Below are 15,733 nucleotides of genomic sequence, written 5' to 3' on the forward strand. Positions count from 1 at the left end.
TGCCGGAGGGAGAGCAGGGTTCGTGCCACGCGCCGAGCCCTGCAACAACGGGCGATCGGCGTTCCCGGCCTTGCTTGCTTTTGTATCGAATCGCTACAGATGACTCGAAAACAGACAGTGAGCTACAATTGCCGGCATGCCTCCCCGCCCCTTCGAGCCGGCGCAGGCGCTGGCCCTCGTCGGGCGTGCGCTCGCGCCGTGCGCCTCCCCGGCATTGGTCATCACGCGTGACGGCCGGGTGGCCGCCGCCTCCGCCGGCGCCGAACGCCTGCTCGGCGGACCGCAGACCGGCCGCGCGGTGCAGGAGATCGTCGGCCTTGGCTGGCGGGAGCTCGCGCTGGTGGCGAGCGAGGCCGAGTCCGACCTGGTCGTCGCGCTGTCCGCCCGGGCGCCCGGGCGGGCCCAGGCCGGCTGGCGGCTGCACCCGGAGCTGCTGCGCTCGCCCTCGGGCGAAGAGCTCGCAGTCGTCGCCTGGCTCGATGAACCGCTGGCGACCGCAACGGGTGGCGGAGCGATTGTCGCGAGTGGAGCGAGCGGCCGCAGAATCGGCGCCGCCACCCGGCAGCCCAGGTCCGTGGTCGACTTCTCCGATCTCTATGGCGACGACTCGCAGGTCGTGGCGACGAAGACCGCCGCTGAGCGCTTCGCACGCACCCGCCTGCCGATCCTGCTCCTCGCCGAGACCGGCACTGGCAAAGATCTCCTGGCGCGCGCCATCCACGGCGCGAGTCCGCGCCGCGAGCGGCCGTTCGTGGCGATCAACTGCGGCGCGCTGTCGCCCCACCTGCTCGAAAGCGAGCTCTTCGGCTACGCGCCCGGAGCGTTCACCGATGCGCGCCGCGAGGGCCACGACGGCAAGGTCGGCGCGGCGCGCGGCGGAACCCTCTTTCTCGACGAAGTCGCCGAGATGCCCGGCCCCCTGCAGGCACTGCTGCTGCGCGTGCTCGAGGACGGCACCTACTTCCGGGTCGGCGAGAGCGTGCCGCGGCAGGCGGACGTACGCCTGATCTGCGCTACCTGCCGCGACCTGCCCGGCATGGTCGAGGGCGGATCGTTCCGAAGAGACCTCTACTTCCGAATTGCCGGCGCCGTGCTGTCGCTGCCGCCGGTGCGCGAACGCTCCGACGTCGCGAACCTGGTGCGCCACGTCTTCACCCGCCTCGCCGCCAGCGAGATGCCGGGTTCGCCGCCGCCCCGCCTGTCGCCTTCGGCCCTCCGGCAGATCACCGCCGGGCGCTGGCCGGGCAACGTGCGGCAGATCCGCACCGCCCTGCAGTACGCGCTGGCGCTGGCCGAGGGCGACGAGATCCGCCCCGAGCACCTGCCGAAGCTCGACCACGCCCGGGCACCGCAGCCGGGGCCGGGCGCCCCCGACCGCAGATCGGCCGACGCGGCGCCGAGCGCCGCGCCCGGCGGCCCCCAGCGCCTCTCCGAGATCGAGCACGAGCTGGTGGCCCGAGCGATGGACGATGCCGGCGGCAATCTCTCGCTCGCCGCCCGGCGGCTCGGCATCGCGCGGTCGACGCTCTACCGGCACCTGGGCCATGACCGCCGTCTCCCGGAGCCGCGGGAACTGCGGAAGAGGCGCGAGCCGGACACCACGGCTCCCACGCGTCGGCGTTAAGATCCCGACCCAGCGAGCCTCGAACTTGGGTGAACCGGTCCCAGATCTCTCGGCCAGACCGCCCTCCACGGACGGCGAGCGGCGGCGCGAGTCCGCGCGGAGCACACGACTCATCGCCGTCTTCCTCTTGGGCTGCGCCGGCTTCGTCGGGCCGCTCCTGCGCGCCACCTCGCACGAGGCGCCCGTGGGCTTCTGGCCGCTGCCGTTCGTCTTTCTCTTCGCTTTCTGGCTCCTGCTGATCGTGCTCATCGCACTGGCGCTGCGTTCGCGCCCTGGAGAGTAGAGACCTTTGCCCGCCGCCAGCACGCTGATCGCGATCGCGCTCGCCTACCTGGGCCTCCTCTTCCTCATCGCCGCGGTCGGCGACGCCCGCGCCGCGGCGGGACGCAGCCCGCTCGCCAACCCCTGGGTCTATTCCCTCTCGCTCGCGGTCTATTGCACCGCCTGGACTTTTTACGGCAGCGTCGGGCGGGCGGCGAGCGACGGCTACGGCTTCCTGCCGGTCTATCTCGGTCCGACCCTCGGCGCCGCGCTCGGTTGGGTCGTCTACAGAAAGATCGTGCGCATCGCGAAGAACGAGCGCCTGATCTCGATCGCCGACTTCGTCGCTTCGCGCTACGGCAAGAGCACCGGGCTCGGAGCCCTGACCGCCATCGTGCTCGTCGTCGGAACAGTCCCTTATATCGCCCTGCAATTGAAGGCGGTCTCCTCCTCCTTCCTCACCCTCTGGCACAGCACGCACCTCGAACAGCTCGCCGCCGACCGCGTCTCGCTCGCCTGCGCGGGCGTCCTGGCTCTCTTCGCCATCCTCTTCGGCACGCGGTCGGTCGATCTCACCGAGCAGCATGCCGGACTCGTCCTCGCGATCGCCTTCGAATCGCTCGTCAAGCTGGTCGCCTTCCTGGCGGTCGGCATCTTCGTGGTCTGGGGACTCTTCGACGGCCTGGGCGACATCTTCACCCGCGCCGCCGCCCAACCCGAGCTCGCGGCGATGCTGACGCGCAGCGAGGCCAGCGACGGCGACTGGGTCTGGATGACCCTGCTGTCGCTCCTCGCCTTCTGGTTTCTGCCCCGCCAGTTCCAGGTCGCCGTGGTCGAGAACGTCGACGAGCGCCATCTGCGGACATCCTCCTGGCTGCTGCCGCTCTATCTGCTGGTGATCAACGTTTTCGTGCTGCCGATCGCCCTCGCCGGCCGGCTGACGCTGGGCGCTTCCGGGGCCTCCGCGGACGGCTACGTTCTCGCGCTGCCGATCTTTGCCGGACAGGAGGGGCTCGCGGTGCTGGTCTTCATCGGCGGCCTGTCGGCGGCCACCGGCATGATCATCGTCGAGAGCCTGGCGCTCTCGAACATGGTCGCGAACGATCTCGTCCTGCCGCTTCTCCTGCGCCGTAAGGGCCCGTCGGAGGACTTTCGCTTTCCGCTCCTCGTCAGCCGGCGCCTGGCGATCGCCGGAGTCGTGCTGCTCGGCCATCTCTATGCGGTCTCGGCGACGACCGGCGCCTCGCTGGTGACCATCGGCCTGATCTCCTTCGCGGCGGTGGCGCAGCTCGCTCCGGCGACCCTCGGCGGGCTCTACTGGACCGGCGCAACCCGGCACGGCGCGCTGGCGGGAATCGTCGGCGGAGCCGTCCTCTGGGGCTATACGCTGCCTCTGCCGACGCTCGCCGGCGGCCAACTGTTCGGGACGAACTTCCTCGCCGAGGGCCCGTTGGGAATCGCCTTCCTGCGCCCCCAGGCGCTCTTCGGACTGACCGGGATGGACCCGCTCTCGCACTCGCTGCTGTGGAGCCTGCTGGTCAATCTCCTGCTCTACGTCGGGGTCTCCTCCCTGGGCAAGCCCAGCGCAGTCGAGCGCCGCCAGGCCCAGCGCTTCGTCGGGGCGTTCCGGCGCGAAGCCGGAACCGACTCGTCGCCCTGGGCGGCGGAGACTCCGGTCGCGGCGGTGCGCGGCCTGCTCGGCAGATTCATCGGCGAAGAGCGCGCCGACCGGGCGCTCGCGGCGCGCGCGGAGGAGCTCGGAGCGGACATCACCCGCGACGACACGGTGGCCGACCCGGAGCTGCTCGCCTACGCCGAAAAGCTCCTCGCCGGCACGACCGGCGCCGCGTCGGCGCGCGTCGCCCTGGCGTCGGTGGCCAGCGAGCACACGCTCGGGGTCGGTGAGGTCGTGGAGCTCCTCGACGAGACTTCACGCGTCCTCGCAGCCAGTCGCGAGCTCGAGGAGAAGTCCCGTCAGCTCGAGGCGGCGTCGGCGGAGCTCCGCCAGGTGAACGACCGCCTGCAGGAGCTCGATCGCCGCAAGGACGAGTTCCTGTCGACGATGGCCCACGAGCTGCGCACTCCGCTCACGGCGATTCGCGCCTTCGCCGAGATCCTGCACGACAATCCCGACCTCGGTCTGGACCAGCGCAACGAGTTCCTCGGCATCATCGCGCGCGAGAACGAGCGCCTCACCCGCCTCATCCAGGGCCTGCTCGATCTCGCGAAGCTCGAGGCGGAGGGCGTCTACGAGGGCACCGGAACCGTGCAGCTCGCCGACGTCGTGCGCGACGCGGCGGAGTCGATGGGTCAGCTCGCGCATTCGCGCGGCGCCCTTCTCGAGCTCGAGCTCGCCTCGCCCCTGCCGCGCGTCGCCGGCGACGGCGATCGGCTGGTCCAGGTCGTGATCAACCTGGTGTCGAACGCGCTGCGTCACGCCGCGACCGAGGCCGGCAGGGTCGTCGTGAGTCTCGATCGCCGCGATGGCGCGGTGCGCCTCGCGGTGGCCGACAACGGCCCGGGCATACCAGCGAACTTTCGCGAGGCGGTCTTCGAGCGCTTTCGCCAGGTGCCGCGCGGCAACGCCGACCGTCGGCAGGGCGCCGGTCTCGGGCTCGCCATCTCGCGCAAGATCGTCGAGCAGCACGGCGGCCGGGTCTGGGCCGAGAGCTCGACCTTGGGCGGCGCCCGATTCGTCGTCGAGCTGCCTGCAGCACTCGATCCCCCGGACCACTCCGGGCGTCCGGAGACATCGCTGCCCCGCCATTTCGAACCAGGAGGTGCCCCATGACTCGACGGCCGCGGGTCCTGATCGTGGACGACGAACCCAACATCGTTCTTTCGCTGCAGTTTCTGCTCTCCCGTGAAGGCTACGAGATCGACATCGCGCGCGACGGCGAAGCCGCCCTCGAGATCGCAGCGCGTACTCCCCCCGATCTCGTCGTGCTCGACCTCATGCTCCCGGGCCTCGACGGCTACGAGGTCTGCCGTCGCCTGCGCGCCTCTCCGGCCACCGCCGCCACCAGGATCGTGGTGGTCACCGCCAGAGCCCGGGAGGCGGAGCGGGTGCGGGGCCTCGAAGAGGGCGCCGACGCCTACGTCACCAAGCCGTTCTCGACGCGCGACCTGATTGCCACGGTCGGACGCTTTCTGGGCCGGGCGCCCTCGTGAGCCGGCAGGCGGGAAAGGGACCGGGCCCGCAGCCGCTCGCTCGCCGCAAGCCGTCTGCGCCAGCGGAGCCAGCCGAGCGGGCCGCGCCGGGTACGCCGGCGGGCGCGGGGGCAGCAGCCGCGCCGCTGTCGCGAACCGGCGCCGCGGAGCTCGAACCGGGCCTGCGCGAGCTGCGCTCGTCGATCGCCAACCTGCGCGCGGCCGCCGAGGCGCTGGGCGCCAGCGCCGGCTCGGGTGGCACGCGCACCGGCGGCACCGGGCGCGCCGGGGCCGACCAAGCGCTCCTCTCCGCGGTCATCGAGGAGGCCGAACGCGCCAGCCGGGCGGTCGACCGGCTCACCGCGATCCTCAGCGGACCCGGCGCGATGCCGACGGAGACGGGCGGGGCCGCGACCGTTTCCGTCGCGCGCCTGACCGCCGAGATCGCCCGGCGCGCCGGAGCGGAGCTCGACCTCGACGTGCATCTCGACGGGCCGATCGACGGGGATCTGAGCGTCGCGCCCGCTTTCGCCGTTTCGATCCTGGGAGCGCTCGGCCGTCTGCGCCGTGACTTCAGCGTCTCCGAGGTCGAGCTTCAGGCGCGCCGGCACTCCGACCTGCTGAGCATCGAGATCGCCTTTGCAGCACGTGAACCGGAAGGCTCCCGGCTGCGCGAACAGCACGGTCTGGTGCTTGCCGGTGGACTGCGCGGCGAGCCGGCGCTCGGCGCCGCGGCGCGGGCCGCCGGCGGCGAGGCCTGGCTCTCGATCCGGCGCGGCGAAGCGACCTTCACGCTGCGCCTCCTGCTGCCGCTCGGCCCGGCGGCCTGAGCCGGTCCGCGAGCGCCGGCCGGAAACCGTTTGCCGCCGTTCCCGTAGAGTGACACCATGCCCCTTCTTCCCAAGACTCTAGCCGCCCTCGGCCCGGCCTTTCTCGTCACCGCCACGCTGTGGAGCACCCAGGCAGCGCCTCCGCCCGCTCCGTCGACTTCCGCCGCTGCGGCGTCTGCGAAAGCCGCTGCTGCGCCCTCGACACCGGCGCCGATGACAGCGACGTCGCCGCAGGGCGCCGCTTCCGTCGCTGCGCCCGAGGCCGACCTCGCCGGCGCCATGCAGGCGTTCGCGGCCGGCATCGATGCCAAGGACCGCAAGGACTTCGCGGCCTTCCGCGCCGGCATGGAGCGCGCGGTCGAGCTGCTGCCCGACCCGGCGCGACTGCTCTACCGGCTCGCCGTGTCCCGGCTCCTGGCCGGGGACGCGCCCGGGGCGGTGGCGGCCTACGCCCGTCAGGTCGACGCCGGGGTCTTCCGCGATCCGCGCCAGGACCCCGACCTCGCCGCGCTCCTTCCCGACCCCGGCTTCCAGCAGGCGCTGGCGCGACTCGACGCGCTGAAGAGCCCGATCGCGGCCTCGTCGCCGGCCTTCGAGTTGCCGGAGCGCGATCTCATCGAGGGCATCGCGCACGATCCGCAGAGCGGCGCGTTCTTCCTGTCGAGCGTCGTGCAGAGGAAGGTCGTCCGGCGGACGAAGGACGGCAAGGTCTCCGACTTCGTGCCGAGCGGCGCTCACGGCCTGCTCTCGGCACTGGGGCTGGCGGTCGACGCCAGGCATCGCCGGCTCTGGGTGCTCTCGGCGGGGATCCCGCAGACCCGCGACCTCAAGGTCACCGACCGCAAGAAGAGCGCTCTGCTCGCCTTCGATCTCGATAGCGGCGCCTGGCAGCGCACGGTGGACGCGCCGCCCGGTGACCGTTCCTGGAACGATCTCGAGCTCGCCGACGACGGCAGCGTCTTCGTCTCCGACCCGGCGGCCAAGGCGCTGCTGCGCATCAAGCCGGACGGCGGCATCCTGACGCTCCTCGAAAGCGAAGAGCACCTGGGCTCGCCGGGGGGCCTCGCGCTCTCGGCCGACGGCCGCCTGCTCTACGTCGCCGACTGGACGAACGGTCTCGGCGTGCTCGACCTCCAGGCGACGGAAACGGGGAGCACGGGCGCAGCGCGCTGGCGCTGGATGCGGCCGCCGCCGAATTCGACGGTGCTCGGAATCGACGGCCTGCGCCGCCACGGCAACCGCCTGATCGCCATCCAGAACGGCATCAACCCGCCGCGCATCCTGAGCCTCGAGCTCGCGAGCGACGGCCGCTCCCTCGTCGCCGCGAAGACTCTCGAGCGCAACCTCCCGGAGTGGGACGAACCGACCCTCGGCGTCCTCGCCGACGGCGCCTTCTGGTACATCGCGAACAGCCACTGGCCCAGCTTCCCCGGCGACGACAGCGCCCCCACCGACGTCACGAAACTCTCGCCGACGTCGGTACGGCGGCTACCTCTCGACTAGTCGACTGGGGCGGCGGAGCGGCCGGGGCGGGTGAACCGCCCCGGCGCCGGCGCGCGCCTACTGCCCACCGAGGATGAGCGGCAGGCCGTCTTTGCCGGCGCCGATGACGACGACCTTGGCGTTCTGGCTGCGGGCGATCTCCATCGTCGCTTCGATCCCCTTCCACTTGAGGAGCTGGTCGGAGATGCCGGCCGAGACGATGGTCTGGAAGTCGGCGACGCCCTGGGCCTCGATGCGCTTGCGGTCGGCCTCCTGGCGCTCCTTCATGAGGACGAACTCCATGCGCTGGCTCTCCTGCTCCGCGGAGAGCTTCTGCTCGATCGAGGCCGAGAGACCGGAGGGCAGGCCGACTTTGCGCAGCGGCGTGTTTTCGACCGTGATGCCGCGCGGCTCGACGAGCTTGCGGAGCTCCTCCGCGAGGAGGCCCGCGAGATGCTCGCGCTCCGAGGTGTAGAGGGCCTTCGCCTCGTACGAGGCGGTGACGCCGCGGGCCACCGAGCGGAACTGCGGCTCGAGGAGGATCTCGACGTAGCTCGTGCCGACCGTGCGGTAGACCTCGGGCGCCTTCTCCGGGTCGAGGTGGAAGAGGGCCGAGACCTCGAGCTGCATCGCCAGCCCCTCCTTCGACGGCACCTCCATCTGCTCCTTGATCTCCTGCGTCTTGATCGACATCGGGATGACGCGGGCCAGCGGGTTTACGATGTGGATTCCCGACTTCAGGCTCTCGGAGCGGACGACGCCGAACAGATCGATGACCCCGACATGGCCGGCCGGGATCACTCGTATCAGCTGGGTGATCGATGCGAGGAGCGCAATGGCGCCGACGACCGTGAGGAATTTGCGCGATGCCGCCATGGCGGCGGCGCGCATCGGATCGTCGGTGCCGCCCGACATCTGGCGGGCGGCGAAGAAGGCGACGACAGCGATACCGAGGGCGAGCAGAAAGAGCATGGACGACTCCTTTCGGGAGGGGGCGCCTGCGCTGTACGGCCGCGGACGATCCGAGAGACTAACACCCGCGGTCGCCGGCGGGTGGGTCGCGGGCTACCGGCCGAGGATCTCCGCCAGGATCGCGACGCCGGCGAGCGCCCGCTCGGGTGGGACGGCGGTGTAGCAGAGCCGCACGTGGGTCGGATAGGGCCCGAAGCTCGGGCCCGGCGCGATCAGCAGGCCGCGCTCGACGCAGGCCTCGAGGAGCGGCGCGAGGCCGCGCTCGTCCAGGTGGGCGGCGACGTCGAAGAAGAGAAACGTGCTGCCCTCGGGCGTCGGCACACGGAGCAGCGCCGCCGCGGCGCGGGCGGTCGCCTCGTAACCCGCGCAGGCCGAAGCCGCCCAGGCGTCCCCGCGGCCGTCGAGCGCCCGCACCGCGGCGAGCTGCGCCGCCGTCGGCGTCGAGTAGAAGGTGTGCGTCGCCACTTTGCGGAGCTCCGCCATGACCGCCGCCGGGCCGACCATGTAGCCGCAGCGGTTGCCCGCCATGCCGTAGCACTTGGAAAAGGTCTGCGCGAGGAAGGTCCGCTCCGGCGCGAGCGGCAGCGCGCGGGTGTGCTCGCCCTGGAAGAGGAACGGCTCATAGACCTCGTCCGAGAGGATCCAGAGGTCGCGGGCGCGTGCCCACTCGACCATCGCCTCGACCCAGGCGCGCGGCAGGATCCGGCCGCTCGGGTTGTTCGGCGTCGAGAAGTAGAGCGCGGCGGTGCGGCCGGTCCGCCGGGCTTCGAGCTTCGCCACGAGACTCGCGGCGGTGTCGGAGCCGGGAGATTCAGGGGCGGCGCCGCCGAAGTCGACCGGCACCGCCACCGGCGCGCCGTGGAACGAGCGCACGATGCCCTCGATCAGCGGCCAGTAGGGGGCGAGGATCAGCACCTCGTCGCCGGGCTCGAGGATCGCCCCGGCCACCGCCCCGAGACCGCCGGTCGCCCCGGCCGCAACGAGGATGTTCTCGCGTTCCAGGGGCAGCCCGGTCTTCCGGCGCTCGCGCTCGACCAGCGCGTCGAGCAGCGCCGGCAGACCGTGAACCGGCGCGTAGCGGTGCATGCCCGGAAACTCGGCGACCCGGAGATCCTCCATCCGGCAGCCCTCGGGCGGCTCCAGAAAGGTGTCGCCAACGTGCAGCGGATAGGTCTCGCCGGCGAACCGGTCGAGACGGTGCGCGAGGCCCGAGTAGACCGAGGGCGGGATGGCAGCCAGGTGTTTCGCGGCGTGGGGAAAGCGCGGCATCTCGGATCTCCTGCGGGCGGGCTCCGCTCCTCCGGGGAGAGGGACCGCCGCCCGCGAACTCTACGCCAAGCCACGAGTTGGCCTAGAATGAGACTCATGCCCGAGCGCCTGCGGCGTGGTTTCGCGCGAGCCCTCTCCGCCCTCCGGATTTCCGTCCGGACGGCGGCCCCGCTCTTCGCGCTGGGCGCGATGGGCGCCCTGGGCACCCTCTGGATGCTGGCCGGGCTCGGTGCGGTCCGCCCGGCGGCGGCCTGGGCCGGCGAGCCGGTCGTCGCGGACGAGCGCCCCGCGACGGCCCCCGCCCTCGAGGAAGAGGAGGCGGACGAGATCGCTCCCGAGGTGCTGGAGCTCTCCAGCCGCTACCGCGGCGTCTTCTGGACGCTCGCCTCGGGCGACCGCTCTGCAGCGCTCCAACGCGCTGCCGCGCTCGAGATGCAGGCGCTCGCCGCCCATCCCCGTGAAGCGATGGAGTGGCTCACGCAGGCCGACGGCCGGGAGCTCGGCACCCTCCTCACCGAGCAGCCCGACTGCGCACTGCCGCTGGCGCTCTTCTACCAGCAGCTGGTCGTCGACCACGCCACCCACCAACGGTACGGCCTCACCCAGCGCGCGCTGCGCGTCACCGACGGAATCCTCGAGCGGATGGCCGTCGGTGCGGGCACGGAAGGCGAGCGCCGCCTCGCCGCGGACGCCTACTCCGGCTTCGCCGCCGACCTTCTCACCGTGCCCGCACCGGCACGCGCCGCGGAAGTGCTCGGCCGCGGCCTGCCGTACGCGCCGGATGACGCCGACATCAATATTGCGCTCGCCATTCTCCTGCTTCGCGACCGCCGTCCGCAGGACGCCGAAGAGCGCCTCGACCATGTCCTGCGCACCCAACCCGAGCATCGCGAAGCGCGTCTGCGCCGCGCCTTGATGCGCAACAGCGCTTCCGCCGACGGCCGGGCGGGTCGCGAGCTCGAGAAGCTCGCGACTGCGGGCGAGAACGACTGGATCGCGCTCGTCGCCGCGCAGGAGCGCGTCCGCCGCCTGCTCGCCACTGGCGACTACGGCAAGTCGATCGAGTTCCTGAACCGCGTCCTCGAGCGCTTCCCCACCGACTCCTCGCTGCGCACGGCGCTCGCCTTCGCCGCGGCGCGCTCGGGCCGGCGCGCGGAGGCCTTCCTCGCCTCGCAGGCGGCGCTGGCGGCAAAGGCGCCGGCAGGCGAGGGCGCGCGCCGCCGCTTCTCCGAGCTTCCCACGCGACTGCTGCTGCCGCAGGCGGCGCGCGCCGAAGCGGCGGCCGAAGCCCGCATCCCCAGTCTCGCCGCGGCGCTTTCCGGCACCGCTCCGAAGCTGCCCGCCACTCCGGCGGCGCCCGCAGCGGCCAGCCCGGCAGCCGCAGGACTCTCCCGTTGAGCCCGAGACGTTCGAGCCGCCGGCTGCGCCGCGTTCGCCAGGCGGTGCCCGGCCTCGTGCGGCTGGCGAGAATCCCGCTCCTCACCCTGCTGCTCCTCGGCATGCTCGCACCCGCAGCCGCGGTCGGCCAGGCGCCGCCGGCGCTCGCCATCGTCTCGCCCGTGGCAGGGGTGCCGGCCTTCGGCGCGATCGAGGTCGTGGTCGAGCCGAGCGGAATCTCGCCCCGGCGCATGGAGTTCTGGTTCAACGGCATCAAGGCCGGAGAGCTCACCCGGCCGCCCTGGAAGCTGACCATCGACACCGGCGAAGAGAACATCGAGCGCCGGTTCCGGGTGGTGGCGACCGCAGCAGGCGGCCAGCGCGTGGAGATGGAGGCGATGCTGCCGGAGATCCACGTCGACGACGAGCTCGATCTTCCCTTGCAGCAGCTCTACATCACGGCGACGAGCGCCGGCGCCACGGTGGACGATCTGCCGCGCGACGGCTTCAAGGTCTTCGACTCCGGTCGGCGCCAGCAGCTCGTCACCTTCGAGCACGGCGACGTGCCGCTCACCGCGGTGCTGCTCATCGACTCCTCGCTCAGCATGGCCGGTGCGCCGCTGCGGGCGGCGCTCGCCGGTGCCCATTCCTTCGCCTCCGGCATGGCCGAGCTCGACGAAGCGATGCTGTTGCTGTTCGCGGATCGGGTCGCCGCCCACACGGCGTGGAGCGACGATCCCGACGAGCTCCTTTCGGGTCTCGAGGGCGTCGAGGCGCGTGGCGGCTCGGCCGTCAACGACCATCTGTTCCTCGCCCTCCAGCTGCTCGAGAAGCGCCAGGGACGCCGGGTGGTCATCCTGCTCTCGGACGGCGTCGACGTCGAAAGCCTCCTGCATGCGGCCGAGGTGCACGAGATCGCCGTCCGCAGCCAGGCGCTCGTCTACTGGATCCGCGCCTCGGCCGAGCCGTTCGACCTCCTCGTCCGCTCCGCCTGGCGCAACGTCGTCGAGCACTCGACCGAGATCCGCCAGCTCGACGCGACGGTCGCCGCCAGCGGCGGCCGCCGCATCGACATCCAGCGATTCGAGGACGCCGCCGACGCCTTCCAGCAGATCCTCACCGAGCTGCGCGAGCAGTATGTCCTCGGGTTCTATCCCGATCGCGTGCGGCACAACGGTACCTGGCACCCCCTGCGCATCGAGGTCGACGCCAAGGGCGTCGAGCTGCGCACGCGCGACGGGTATTTCGACGACTGATGACCGAGCCCGCGCCGACGACCCGAGCGACCGGCACCACTGGATCCACTGAAGCTGGCACGATCGACCCGCGGCGGATGAACATTCTCGGGGTCGTCCTCTTTCTCTTCATCCCGGTCGTGCTCTTCCTCTTCGTCGCCCACCCGGCACCGGTCGCCGGCAGCGTCGGCGCGGGACTCCTGCTCATGGCGGGCCATCGCTTTCTGGCGCGGCCCTACATGCTGGCGGCGCGGCCGCACAAGTGCATCTGGTGCAATGGAGTGTTCGCCGTGCGATCCGGCGCCGAGAACGCACCGCGGCGGGCGGTCGAGCTCGCCCAGGGCGGTCCGGTGCCGCCGCTCGAGCTCCTCGCCTGCGCGGCGCATGTCGAACCGACGCGGCGGTTCTTTGCGTTCGTCGATCGCCTTCGCCAGCCGCTGCGGGTGGGCATCGGCCTGCCGTTGGGCCTGCTCCTCGGCGCGCTCGTCGCGTTCTCCGCCGGAGTGGGCGACTGGACCGAGCCGGCGACGGCGCTCTTCCGCCTGTCGGTCGGCCTGACCGTGAACCTGGCCGCCCTCGGCCCCTGGCTCGGTGCGCCGCGCGAGCAGAGCCGCCCGGCCTTTCCGGTCCACAACTTCTACCTGCTCGGGATCCGCGCCATTCTCTGGATCTTCCGCCTGGTCGGGATCTGGTGGATCGCGGCCGGCGGACTCTACTGGCTGAAGGCTGCCGGCCTGCTGCAGTAGCGCCTCGCGGTCGAGGCCCGTCCTCGAGGCGCTGCGATCGGACCGGGAGTCCGCGCACGAGGACTCGATCCCCGTCTACTCCACGACGACCGTCACCGCCCGCGACCGCGCGGCGGTGAACGGGATGCGCGCCTGGAAAGTGTGCTCGCCGGCGACCAGCGGCCAGCGCAGATCGAACGGTGGCTCGACCGTGTGAAACGGCCGGCCATCGACGTACCAGACGAGCTGATCCACTCGGGGTTCGACGACGGCGGCGAGCGCGAGCGTGTTTTGCGAAGGCGGCGTCTCGGGGTCGAGCAGCAGGCGGAGTCCGTTCTCGGGAGAGGTGATCTCGATCGTCGGGAGGGCTGCGGTGGCTTTCCAGGGGACACCCTGAAGGGTGTCCCCGACCGAACTGAAGATGTCCCCTTCCGAAGTCGGATAGACGGCGGCCGCCGAGGCAGCGAGCCAACGCGCGTAGCGCGGCGCCAGGTCGACGTACGTTCGGACGTCGACGAACTGAGCCGGAGTCGCGGCCGTCGCGATGCGGTCGCTCCGCCGGTCGACGGCGACCCGGCGGTGCACGGTGCACTCCCCGAGCCCGGCGAGCTCGCCGGCTTCGGGCGGCAGCCACTCGAGCACGACGCGATCGCAGGCGACGGTCGCCCGCTGGCCCGAGAGGGCGCAGAGCTTCAGGCTGCGATAGCCCCGCGGTTCGGGAAACTCGAGTCCCTCGAGCCCGTCCCTGCTCTCGCCGTGCAGGCGAAGGACGACCGACTGCGCGAGCCGGGCGGCGATCCGGTAGCCGGAGAGCGCGGTCATCGGGCGCTCGTCCGGGTGGCCGACCCAGACCCCGACGAGATAGCGCTTCGACCAGGCCACCGTCCAGGCGTCGCGATAGCGCGAGGAGGTTCCCGTCTTTACCGCCACCGCGAACGGATACTCGGAGAAGCCCATGCGCGGAAAGGTCGGCAGGCGCGCCTGCGGATCGGCGAGAAAGAGCGTGACGAGGCGGGCGGTCGACTCGGAGAGGAGACGTCTGCCGGAAGAGGCGCTGCTGGAGGGGACACCCTGAAGGGTGTCCCCTGGTTGACGAAGGGTGTCCCCTCGAGCCTCCGGGCCCGAATTCTCGTACCACCGCAGCTCGTGCAGCGTACCGTCGCCGGCGATCGTCGTGTAGGCGGTGACGAGCCGTTCCAGCGTTACCGGCAGCGAGCCGATGGCCAGGCCGAGGCCATAGCGCTTCGCAGGTCTCGCATGGTCGTGCAGTCCGAGGTCGGCGAGGAAGGCGTAGCCCTCGTCGAGCCCGAGGCGGGCGAGGAGCGCCACCGCCGGAACGTTGCGCGAGTTCGCGAGGGCGACGCGCGGCAGCATCGGCCCGAGGAAACGCGCGTCCGAGTTCAGGATTCCGGAGGGCCCGGGCTCGAGATCGTCGAGGACAGAGGCCGGCGTGATCGTGCCGCGCTCGAGTGCCTGCGCGAACAGGAACGGCTTGAGCGTGCTGCCGGAACTGCGCGGGAGGCGCAGGTAGTCGATCGCTCCAGCCCGTTCGGCGTCGAAGTAGCCGGTGGAAGAGACCGCCGCCACGACCTCCCAGCTTCGCCGGTCGACGACCAGCACGGCGGCGTTGCCGGCACCGCGGTCGGAGGCGTCGCGCACCGCGCGCCAGGCGAGCCCCTCGACTTCGCGCTGCAGGTCGAGATCGAGCGTCGAAGTGACGAGCGGCCGCACCCGGCGAAGCTCCGCCGGCACGAGCGTGTCGTAGCGCAGCAGCGCGTGCAGGGCGGCTTCGGCGCGCTCGCCCTTCCAGGGCAAGGCGAGATGGTCGATCTCGGCGGAAGCCGCCGCGAGGTCGACCGGCGGGATCGTGCCGCGGGCGCCCAGCCGCGCGAGAATCTCGCGTCCGCGGCGGATCGCGCGGAGCCGTCCGGCGGGAGCGTACGGATCCATCCGCGACGGCGACTGCGGAATGGCCGCGAGAAAGGCGATCTCGGCCCAGGACAGATCTTCGACCGGCTTGTCGAGGTAGCGCCGCGCCGCGTAGGCGATGCCATGAATGCGATGGCCGTACGGCACGATGCGCAGGTAGTGGCGCAGGACGCCCTCCCGGCCGTAGCGCGCGGTGGCGATCCAGGCGGTCGCCGCCTCGAGCGCCTTCCTCCAGTAGCCGCGCTCGCCCGGACTCTGCAGCCGGGCGACCTGCATGGCGAGCGTCGAAGCGCCGGAGACCCGCTCGTCGCTCGTCAGGTTCTGCTTCAGGGCGCGCGCCACCGCGATCGGATCGACGCCGGGATGCAGCCAGAACCGCCGGTCCTCGATCGCCAGCGTCGCCGCAACGACGCGCTCCGGGAGCTCCCCCACCTCCCAGAAGCCGAGCCGCTCGTCGAGCGGACCCCGGCGATCACCGCGATCCGGCAGTTCGCCGACGAACCGCCCCGCCCGATCGCGCACCAGGAGCGTCGGCTCCGGCGCGGTGAGCGTCGAACGCCAGAAGGCGATCGCCACGAACGCGGTCCAGCCGAGAACCAGCGGCGACAGCAGCAGCCACCAGCGTCTGTGGGATCGGAGAAACGCGCGCACCACAATCATCCTAGCGTTTCAGAGCAGGCCGCTCCCGGAAAGAAGCTCCAGCAACGCAGGCGACGGGCCGGGGGCCGGGAAAGGTCTCGGCGCGCAGTGGCGGGGGGCCCCGCCCTCCAGAAGAAAGATGAGAACATCCGGGGTCCCGACCGAGCACCGAGACCTTTCCCGGACCCCGGACCGGCGCCGGCCGGCCGTCAGAGGAGGCCTGTGGGAGACTTCCGGAAA

Annotated in this window: 12 protein-coding genes; 9 read left to right on the forward strand and 3 right to left on the reverse strand. The window is 71.8% G+C overall.

The window, feature by feature from the left end:
• The first annotated feature begins 136 nt into the window (after window positions 1-136).
• From KBI44_03370 to KBI44_03395, 6 genes are read left to right on the forward strand one after another with little or no spacing between them, the layout of a single operon-like run.
• Window positions 137-1,624 (forward strand): sigma 54-interacting transcriptional regulator, encoded by a 1,488-nt coding sequence (locus KBI44_03370; GenBank protein ID MBP9143499.1) that lies wholly within the window; start codon window positions 137-139, stop codon window positions 1,622-1,624.
• Window positions 1,625-1,649: 25 nt separating this feature from the next.
• Window positions 1,650-1,907, forward strand: coding sequence for a hypothetical protein (locus KBI44_03375; protein MBP9143500.1), 258 nt, complete (start codon window positions 1,650-1,652; stop codon window positions 1,905-1,907).
• Window positions 1,908-1,913: 6 nt separating this feature from the next.
• On the forward strand, window positions 1,914-4,676 hold the full coding sequence (locus tag KBI44_03380) for a histidine kinase (GenBank protein MBP9143501.1): 2,763 nt from the start codon (window positions 1,914-1,916) through the stop codon (window positions 4,674-4,676).
• On the forward strand, window positions 4,673-5,056 hold the full coding sequence (locus KBI44_03385; protein MBP9143502.1) for a response regulator: 384 nt from the start codon (window positions 4,673-4,675) through the stop codon (window positions 5,054-5,056). The genes KBI44_03380 and KBI44_03385 overlap by 4 nt, the downstream gene beginning before the upstream one ends.
• A complete protein-coding gene (locus KBI44_03390) occupies window positions 5,053-5,865 on the forward strand; it encodes a hypothetical protein (protein MBP9143503.1) in 813 nt (270 codons plus the stop codon). The genes KBI44_03385 and KBI44_03390 overlap by 4 nt, the downstream gene beginning before the upstream one ends.
• A gap of 57 nt (window positions 5,866-5,922) precedes the next feature.
• Complete coding sequence (locus KBI44_03395) at window positions 5,923-7,368, forward strand: SMP-30/gluconolactonase/LRE family protein (GenBank protein MBP9143504.1); 1,446 nt, start codon at window positions 5,923-5,925, stop codon at window positions 7,366-7,368.
• A gap of 57 nt (window positions 7,369-7,425) precedes the next feature.
• Here the strand turns inward: KBI44_03395 and KBI44_03400 are convergent, their stop codons facing one another.
• Window positions 7,426-8,319 carry a prohibitin family protein gene (locus KBI44_03400; protein ID MBP9143505.1) on the reverse strand — a complete coding sequence of 298 codons (894 nt, stop codon included), beginning with the start codon at window positions 8,317-8,319 and terminating at the stop codon, window positions 7,426-7,428.
• 93 nt (window positions 8,320-8,412) lie between these two features.
• A complete protein-coding gene (locus tag KBI44_03405; protein ID MBP9143506.1) occupies window positions 8,413-9,588 on the reverse strand; it encodes a pyridoxal phosphate-dependent aminotransferase in 1,176 nt (391 codons plus the stop codon).
• Window positions 9,589-9,675: 87 nt separating this feature from the next.
• Here KBI44_03405 and KBI44_03410 point away from each other — a divergent pair, with 87 nt between their 5' ends.
• The 3 genes from KBI44_03410 to KBI44_03420 are packed head-to-tail and all read left to right on the forward strand — an operon-like array spanning window position 9,676 to window position 12,946.
• A complete protein-coding gene (locus KBI44_03410) occupies window positions 9,676-10,986 on the forward strand; it encodes a hypothetical protein (protein ID MBP9143507.1) in 1,311 nt (436 codons plus the stop codon).
• Window positions 10,983-12,221: a VWA domain-containing protein gene (locus KBI44_03415; protein MBP9143508.1), complete on the forward strand. Its 1,239-nt coding sequence runs from the start codon at window positions 10,983-10,985 to the stop codon at window positions 12,219-12,221. Before KBI44_03410 ends, KBI44_03415 begins: the two co-directional genes overlap by 4 nt.
• Complete coding sequence (locus tag KBI44_03420; GenBank protein MBP9143509.1) at window positions 12,221-12,946, forward strand: hypothetical protein; 726 nt, start codon at window positions 12,221-12,223, stop codon at window positions 12,944-12,946. Before KBI44_03415 ends, KBI44_03420 begins: the two co-directional genes overlap by 1 nt.
• A 75-nt stretch (window positions 12,947-13,021) precedes the next feature.
• On the opposite strand, the gene KBI44_03425 is transcribed toward KBI44_03420, so the two are convergent.
• Window positions 13,022-15,505, reverse strand: a complete 2,484-nt coding sequence (locus tag KBI44_03425) for a transglycosylase domain-containing protein (protein MBP9143510.1) — start codon at window positions 15,503-15,505, stop codon at window positions 13,022-13,024.
• Window positions 15,506-15,733: the final 228 nt, after the last annotated feature.

This window comes from Thermoanaerobaculia bacterium (assembly GCA_018057705.1).
GTDB lineage: Bacteria > Acidobacteriota > Thermoanaerobaculia > Multivoradales > JAGPDF01 > JAGPDF01.

Bases quoted from the DNA above. Each gene is read 5' to 3' on its own strand.
- KBI44_03410 (MBP9143507.1), top strand. From the start codon at position 9,676: ATGAGACTCATGCCCGAGCGCCTGCGGCGTGGTTTCGCGCGAGCCCTC.
- KBI44_03395 (MBP9143504.1), top strand. From the start codon at position 5,923: ATGCCCCTTCTTCCCAAGACTCTAGCCGCCCTCGGCCCGGCCTTTCTC.
- KBI44_03385 (MBP9143502.1), top strand. From the start codon at position 4,673: ATGACTCGACGGCCGCGGGTCCTGATCGTGGACGACGAACCCAACATC.
- KBI44_03420 (MBP9143509.1), top strand. From the start codon at position 12,221: ATGACCGAGCCCGCGCCGACGACCCGAGCGACCGGCACCACTGGATCC.
- KBI44_03400 (MBP9143505.1), bottom strand. From the start codon at position 8,319: ATGCTCTTTCTGCTCGCCCTCGGTATCGCTGTCGTCGCCTTCTTCGCC.
- KBI44_03370 (MBP9143499.1), top strand. From the start codon at position 137: ATGCCTCCCCGCCCCTTCGAGCCGGCGCAGGCGCTGGCCCTCGTCGGG.
- KBI44_03405 (MBP9143506.1), bottom strand. From the start codon at position 9,588: ATGCCGCGCTTTCCCCACGCCGCGAAACACCTGGCTGCCATCCCGCCC.